Origin of the sequence: Pseudomonas sp. 22526 (assembly GCF_052044735.1) — a bacterium.
GTDB lineage: Bacteria > Pseudomonadota > Gammaproteobacteria > Pseudomonadales > Pseudomonadaceae > Aquipseudomonas > Aquipseudomonas piscium.
The window spans coordinates 146,283-153,341 of sequence record NZ_JBQENK010000011.1 but is presented as its reverse complement, the minus strand read 5'-3'; the positions used below and the strand labels follow the sequence as shown (position 1 = coordinate 153,341).

Here is a 7,059-nt window from a genome sequence, read left to right as displayed (position 1 = left end):
TGCGAACGGCAACGCAGTTGCCGCAAAACCTGAGTCCGCGATCTGCCTGGAAAACCACATCGCCTGGTTTTACGACGGCTACGCCGCCGATCGCAGGCTACGCCAGCGGCTACAGGGATCGCGATGCCTGTGTAGCCGCTGCCGAGCTTGCGAGGCTGCGAACGGCAACGCAGTTACCGCAAAACCTGAGTCCGCGATCTGCCTGGAAAACCACATCACCTGGTTTTACGACGGCTGCGCCGCCGATCGCAATCTGCAGCAGCGGCTACAGGGACCGCGATGCCTGTGTAGCCGCTGCCGAGCTTGCGAGGCTGCGAACGGCAACGCAGTTGCTGCAAAACCTGAGTCCGCGATCTGCATGGAAAACCACATCGCCTGGTTTTACGACGGCTACGCCGCCGATCGCAGCCTGCGCCAGCGGCTACAGGGACCGCGATGCCTGTGTAGCCGCTGCCGAGCTTGCGAGGCTGCGAACGGCAACGCAGTTGCCGCAAAACCTGAGTCCGCGATCTGCCTGGAAAACCACATCACCTGGTTTTACGACGGCTGCGCCGCCGATCGCAGGCTACGCCAGCGGCTACAGGGATCACGGTGTCCGCGAGGCAAAAAAATGCCCGCACAATGGCGGGCATTTTTTCAGCTCAGCGATGACGCGAAGCTTATTTGGCAGTGAACGCCGAGTAGCTGTTCATCAGGTTGCGATAGTTCGGGATACGCTGCGACAGCAGGTTGGCCAGGCCTTCCATGTCGTTGCGCCAGTCGCGCTGCAGCTCGCACGCCACGGAGAACCAGTTGACCAGTTGCGCGCCGGCGGCGGCCATGCGGGCCCAGGCGGCCTGCTGCACCACCTCGTTGAAGGTACCGGAAGCGTCGGTCACGACGAACACGTCAAAACCTTCTTCCAGTGCGCACAGGGTCGGGAACGCCACGCAGACGTCAGTCACCACGCCGGCGATGATCAGTTGCTTGCGGCCGGTGGCCTTGATCGCCTTGACGAAGTCTTCGTTGTCCCAGGCATTGATCTGGCCTGGACGAGCGATGTAGGGCGCGTCCGGGAACATCTCTTTCAGCTCGGGTACCAGCGGGCCGTTCGGGCCGGATTCGAAGCTGGTGGTGAGGATGGTCGGCAGTTTGAAGAACTTGGCGCAGTCGGCCAGGGCCAGCACGTTGTTCTTGAACTCGTTCGGCGAGAAATCCTGGACCAGCGAGATCAGGCCAGTCTGGTGGTCGACCAGCAGAACGACGGCATCGTTGATGTCCAGGCGCTTGTAGGTTGCGTTGCTCATGTGGAACTCCTCGGTGGGTGGATATAGCTGAGGGCGCCGACCACTGCGACCGGCGCCGGGTATGAATGGTCAGAAGGCAAAGCACGAGCAGCCGAAGGCGCCCCAGAAACCCTGGAAGTCACTGACCGGCACATTGGACAGGCGCGCCCGCTCGTGGCTGTGGGAGTGCACCGCGCACGGGCCGCTGCACTGGTGCACCTGGGCCACCAGCGGCGAGGTCGGGCGCCAGTGCCCCGGCACCTTGACCACCGGCGACCAGTCCGGCAGCACCGGCACCATGGGCGGCGAAAGCCTGGAGAAGTCGCCGGCGGCGTACACCACCTTGCCGTCGACCACAGTCAGCACCGACTCGATCCACTTGATGGCTTCTTCCTCGACGCTGAAGAAGTCCGCGGACAGGGCCGCCAGGTCCGCCAGTTGGCCGACCTTGATCTGGCCCTTCTTGCCCTGTTCCGAGGAGAACCAGGCGCTGCCATGGGTGAAGAGTTCCAGCGCGGTCTGCCGCGGCAGGCCTTCGGCGTGCAGCTCCATACCGCCCACGGTCTTGCCGCTGACCATCCAGTACAGCGAGGTCCAGGGGTTATAGCTGGAGACGCGGGTGGCATCGGTGCCGGCGCCTACTGGCACGCCTTCGGCCAGCATGCGCTTGATCGGCGGCGTCTGTTCGGCGGCCTTGGCGCCGTAGCGGTCGACAAAGTATTCGCCCTGGAACGCCATGCGGTCCTGGATCGCGATGCCGCCACCCAGCGCCCTCACCCGCTCGATGTTTTTTGGCGTGATGGTTTCCGCGTGGTCGAAGAACCACGGCAGGCCGTTGAACGGAATGTCGCGGTTGACCTTCTCGAACACGTCGAGCATCCGTGAAATCGACTCGTCGTAGGTGGCGTGCAAGCGGAACGGCCAGCGCTGTTCCACCAGATGGCGCACCACCGGTTCCAGTTCCTGCTCCATGGTCTGCGGCAGGTCCGGACGCGGTTCGAGGAAGTCCTCGAAGTCGGCGGCGGAGAACACCAGCATCTCCCCGGCGCCGTTGTGCCGCAGGAAGTCGTCGCCCTGGTGCAGCTTGACGCTGCCGGTCCAGTTCTTGAAGTCGGTGAGTTCTTCCTTGGGCTTCTGGGTGAACAGGTTGTAGGCGATGCGCACCGTCAACTGCTGCTCCCGGGCCAGTTGCTCGATCACCGCGTAGTCGTCCGGGTAGTTCTGGAAGCCGCCGCCGGCGTCGATGGCGCTGGTCAGGCCCAGGCGATTGAGTTCGCGCATGAACTGGCGGGTCGAGTTGACCTGGTATTCCAGGGGCAGCTTCGGCCCCTTGGCCAGGGTCGAATAGAGAATCATCGCGTTGGGCCGGGCCACCAGCATGCCGGTGGGTTCGCCGTTGCTGTCGCGCACGATCTCGCCGCCCGGCGGGTTCGGTGTGTTGCGGGTGTAGCCGGCGACCCGCAGCGCCGCGCGGTTGAGCAAGGCACGGTCGTACAGGTGCAGGACGAACACCGGGGTGTCCGGCGCCGCCTGGTTGAGCTCTTCCAGGGTCGGCATGCGTTTTTCGGCGAACTGGAATTCGTTCCAGCCGCCCACCACCCGCACCCACTGCGGAGTCGGCGTGCGGTCGGCCTGCTCCTTGAGCATGCGCAGGGCATCGGCCAGCGAAGGCACGCCTTCCCAGCGCAGTTCCAGGTTGTAGTTCAGGCCGCCGCGGATCAGGTGCAGGTGCGAGTCGTTGAGGCCGGGGATCACCGTGCGGCCCTTGAGGTCGATGACCTGGGTGGCGCTGCCGCGCAGGGCCATGGCCTCGGCGTCGGTGCCCACCGCGACGAAGCGCCCCTGGCTGATGGCGACCGCGCTGGCACGGGGTTTCTCACGGTCGACGGTGTGGAATTGACCATTGAACAGAATCAGATCGGCGTTCATCGGATGTCCTTCTGAATGGGAAGAGGCAAGGGACAGGCGCGGCCAGAAAGCCGCCGCAGCGCTGAGCAGGGATCCGGCGGCGAGCAGTTGGCGGCGCAGCGGATCGGTCGGTTCGTCGTTATTGGCCATGGTCGGGCTCCAGGTGTCGATCGGTGACAGAGGCTTGCAGCCAGGGTGCGAACAACCGGGTCGCCAGGGGCATGAACAGGTAGACCACCGAGAGCACTATGGTCAGGGTGATCAGGAAGGTGGCGACCACGTAGTTGGCAAGCCAGGCGTTGAGTTGCAGCACAGGCCCCCAGATCAACGGCACCAGCAGGGTGTGCGGCAGAATCACCAGCATAGTCAACAGCGCCTGCTTCCAGCGTGGCGGCGGCGAGTCGGCATCGGCCTGGATGGAAAACCAGAACTCGTGGACCGGGTGGACTTCGGTCTGGTCGCCGTCGGCCAGCATCGGCGCGGCTTCGTCGACCAGCGCCTGGCGTAGCGGCGATTCGAGCCAGCGCTGCATCGCCTCGGTGGAGCAGAAACGCAGCACGCAGGTGAACAGGTCGAGGCCGCCGCTCTTGCCGCGAATCACATCCACGCCCAGATGCCCATCGTGCTGCCCGGCGATACCGACGATGCGCCGCAACCAGGCTTCATAGGGCGCTTCACAACCGGCCTTGACCCGGTGCTTGACGATCAGGGTCACGACCTCATCGGCACCCGGCCGCGCGGTAGTCTCGAGGCGATTGGAATCAGACATAACGCAAGGCTCCGGTGAAACGATCATTGAGGGCCAGCCGTCCCGGGCCGGCGATCAGGATGCTGCTGAACAGGATCAACAGCAGCCAGGCGAACTGCCCTTCGGCCAGGCTCCACTGCGGATGCACCACCAGCAGTGCCACCAGCAGCACCGCGAGGATCGGCAGGCAGGCCAGGCGCACCGCCACCCCGGCGACGATCAGCAATGGGCACAGCACCTCGGCGAAAATCGCCAGCATCAGCGTCAGGTTGGCGCCCAGCTGGAACGGGTCTTCGATGCGTTGCAGCTCGGCGCTGTAGTCGAGCAGTTTCGGCAGGCCGTGCACCCACAGCAGAAACAGCCCGGCGCTGACCCGCAAAAACAGCAGCCCGAAATCCCGGGCCCGTGCATCCCATGCTGAAGCGTTCATTGGCGCACCCACACAATTTGAAAAATTCCCGGCGTCAACGCCGAGATTGCATGGTGCCGCTGCACGGCCGGGAAAAATTGCACGTATGTGCTCTCTTTGCCGCCGGGCCCGGCGCGACTGCCCGCGCCTAGGCGCTGTGGATCTTCAAGGGCTCGGACATGAACTGGGCGATCCGCGAACGCAACCAGCGCTCGGCCGGATCGTTGTCATGTACTCCGCTCCAGGCCATGGACAGCTGCGCCGCCTCGATGGCGAACGGCGGGTCCTCGGCGCGCAAGGCGCAGCCTTCGACCAGGGCACAGGCCGCGTAGTCGGGCACGGTGGCGATCATTTCGGTGCCGGCGAGCAAGGCCCGAAGACCACTGAACTGCGGCACCCCCAGCACCACCCGGCGAGTGCGCCCGACCTTGGCCAGGTCGAGGTCGATATTGCCGCTCAGGTCACCGGAGAACGACACCATGGCGTGGGGCCGCCGGCAGTACTCATCGAGGGTCAAGGGCTCGGGGCGGTTGTCGCCGCGCAGCACCTTGCAGCCGATGTCCCGCAGTTTCTTGCGCTTGGCATTGGCCGGCAATTCGGTGGTGTAGCTGACCCCGACCGAGATCTCCCCGGAGGCCAGCAAGGCCGGCATCAGCAGGTAGTTGGCCCGGCGCACTACCACGACTATGCCCGGGGCCTCTTCGCGCAACTGGCTCAACAGCGGCGGAAACAGACCGAACTCGGCATCGTCCGACAGGCCGATGCGGAACAGGTCGCAGCTGGTCGCCGGATCGAATTCCTTGGCCCGGCTGACCGCGCCCGAGATCGCGTCCATCGCCGGCTGCAGCTCCTTGAGGATCACCAGCGCCCGGGCCGTCGGCTCCATCGCGCGACCGTTGCGCAACAGCAGCGGATCGTCGAACAGGTCGCGCAGGCGGCCGAGGGCGGCGCTCACCGCGGGCTGGCCCATGAACAGTTTCTCGGCAACCCGGGTCAGGTTCTTCTCGAACATCAGGGCCTCGAAAATCACCAGCAGGTTCATGTCGATGCGGCGCAGATCGTTACGGTTCATAGGTGCAGTTCCATTGTCTTGTCAGCCAGGCATGAACTATCCGGCGGTATGCGGCCCCGGCTTGCGGGAGCATGCACGCCTGCCCCACGGAAAAATTGCAGCCATGTGCTGAGTTGCTGCGGTAGCCCAGCCTTGCAAGTGAGCGGAATTAACAACGTTTAACTCGCAAGCCCTCTGCCCCGCCGCCAAGAATGAAGCCCTCTGCGCAGACCTGTTTTCTAAATCGGGAAGCGCCCGGCCCACCCTGCGGTGCGCCGGCGCCTGCCCACCGACATGGAATTTCGTCATGGCCCACGCTCAGCACAACACCGTCCGGGCGTCCGTCCCGCAAACCCGCAAAACCACCCCCGGCGGCCTTTCTCCCTGGCGCGAAAGCCTGGTCAAGCAAATGATCCTCGACGGCCTGAGCAGCACCCTGGAAGTCAGCCAACTCGCCCGGGCCTGCGCCCTGTCGCGCAGCCATTTCTCCCGCGCCTTCAAGTGCAGCACCGGCCTGTCGCCCCAGGAATGGATTCGCTGCCAGCGCATCGCCCGGGCCAAGCAACTGATCCGGAACACCGACCTGAGCCTGACGCAGATCAGCCTGGAATGCGGCTTCTGCGACCAGGCGCACTTCTGCCACATCTTCACCGACAGCGAAGGCATCAACCCCTTTGCCTGGCGGTGCCGGGTCCTGCGCGCCCGCCCCGGCCTCAACCAGGCGAGCACATAAGGCCGCGACACACTCGATAACCGGCAATAAAAAACGCCGAGGGGCAGAACCTCTCGGCGTTTTTTCATGGGTAAGGCGCAGGTCGCCGAGCCACTCAGGCCTCGACGAATGCCAGCAGGTCGGCGTTGAGCTGATCCTTGTGGGTGTCGGTCAGGCCATGGGGCGCGCCTGGGTAGACCAGCAGCTTCGCGTCCTTGACCAGCCTGGCCGAGGCGATGCCGGCGGCTTCGATCGGCACGATCTGGTCGGCGTCGCCGTGCACCACCAGGGTCGGCACGTCGAACTTCTGCAGGTCTTCGGTGAAGTCGGTTTCGGAGAAGGCCTTGATGCAGTCATAGGTGTTCTTGTGGCCGGCCAGCATGCCCTGCATCCAGAACCAGTCGATCATACCCTGGGAAGGTGTGGCGCCAGGCTGGTTGAAACCGAAGAACGGCCCGCTGGCGACGTCCTTGTACAGTTGCGAACGGTCGGCCAGGGAGGCCTCGCGCAGGCCGTCGAACACTTCGATCGGCAGGCCGCCGGGGTTGGCCGCGGTCCTGAGCATCAGCGGCGGCACCGCGGAAATCAGCCCGGCCTTGGCGACCCGCGCCGTGCCGTGGCGACCGATGTAGCGCGCCACTTCGCCACCGCCGGTAGAGAAACCGAACAGCACCGCGTTTTGCAGGTCCAGGTGTTCGATCAACTGCGCCAGGTCGTCGGCGTAGGTGTCCATCTCGTTGCCGGACCAGGGTTGGCTGGAGCGGCCATGCCCGCGGCGGTCATGGGCGATGACCCGGTAGCCCTTGGACGCCAGGAAGATCATCTGCGCCTCCCAGCTGTCGCTGTTCAGCGGCCAGCCGTGGCTGAAGACGACGGGTTGGCCACTGCCCCAATCCTTGTAATAGATCTCGGTGCCGTCGCGGGTGGTGAATGTACTCATGGCATGTGCTCCTTCAGAGGGTTGGG

The 7,059-nt window shown here is 64.7% G+C and carries 8 protein-coding genes; 2 read left to right on the top strand and 6 right to left on the bottom strand.

All coding sequences use genetic code 11. From position 1 onward, the window contains the following. A partial coding sequence (locus ACTJKT_RS18575; RefSeq protein WP_440788091.1) for a hypothetical protein occupies positions 1–673 on the top strand: 673 nt, incomplete at its 5' end. Here the strand turns inward: ACTJKT_RS18575 and ycaC are convergent. The 5 genes from ycaC to ACTJKT_RS18550 all read right to left on the bottom strand — a co-directional run bounded on the left by ycaC (position 660) and on the right by ACTJKT_RS18550 (position 5,402). After that, positions 660–1,286 (bottom strand): isochorismate family cysteine hydrolase YcaC, encoded by a 627-nt coding sequence (ycaC, locus tag ACTJKT_RS18570; protein WP_063431625.1) that lies wholly within the window; start codon positions 1,284–1,286, stop codon positions 660–662. The genes ACTJKT_RS18575 and ycaC overlap by 14 nt on opposite strands. Positions 1,287–1,355: 69 nt before the next feature. Continuing rightward, positions 1,356–3,194, bottom strand: a complete 1,839-nt coding sequence (locus ACTJKT_RS18565) for an amidohydrolase (protein WP_440788147.1) — start codon at positions 3,192–3,194, stop codon at positions 1,356–1,358. 118 nt (positions 3,195–3,312) lie between these two features. Continuing rightward, positions 3,313–3,942 (bottom strand): antibiotic biosynthesis monooxygenase, encoded by a 630-nt coding sequence (locus ACTJKT_RS18560; RefSeq protein ID WP_440788090.1) that lies wholly within the window; start codon positions 3,940–3,942, stop codon positions 3,313–3,315. Continuing rightward, positions 3,935–4,351 (bottom strand): DoxX family protein, encoded by a 417-nt coding sequence (locus ACTJKT_RS18555; RefSeq protein ID WP_440788089.1) that lies wholly within the window; start codon positions 4,349–4,351, stop codon positions 3,935–3,937. The genes ACTJKT_RS18560 and ACTJKT_RS18555 overlap by 8 nt, the downstream gene beginning before the upstream one ends. A gap of 127 nt (positions 4,352–4,478) precedes the next feature. Then, positions 4,479–5,402, bottom strand: coding sequence for a LysR family transcriptional regulator (locus ACTJKT_RS18550; RefSeq protein WP_124321159.1), 924 nt, complete (start codon positions 5,400–5,402; stop codon positions 4,479–4,481). Positions 5,403–5,688: 286 nt separating this feature from the next. Between ACTJKT_RS18550 and ACTJKT_RS18545 the strand changes: the two genes are divergently transcribed. Continuing rightward, complete coding sequence (locus tag ACTJKT_RS18545) at positions 5,689–6,114, top strand: helix-turn-helix domain-containing protein (protein ID WP_440788088.1); 426 nt, start codon at positions 5,689–5,691, stop codon at positions 6,112–6,114. A gap of 94 nt (positions 6,115–6,208) precedes the next feature. Here the strand turns inward: ACTJKT_RS18545 and ACTJKT_RS18540 are convergent, their stop codons facing one another. Next, positions 6,209–7,033, bottom strand: a complete 825-nt coding sequence (locus ACTJKT_RS18540; RefSeq protein ID WP_440788087.1) for an alpha/beta fold hydrolase — start codon at positions 7,031–7,033, stop codon at positions 6,209–6,211. Between the last annotated feature and the right edge of the window lie 26 nt (positions 7,034–7,059).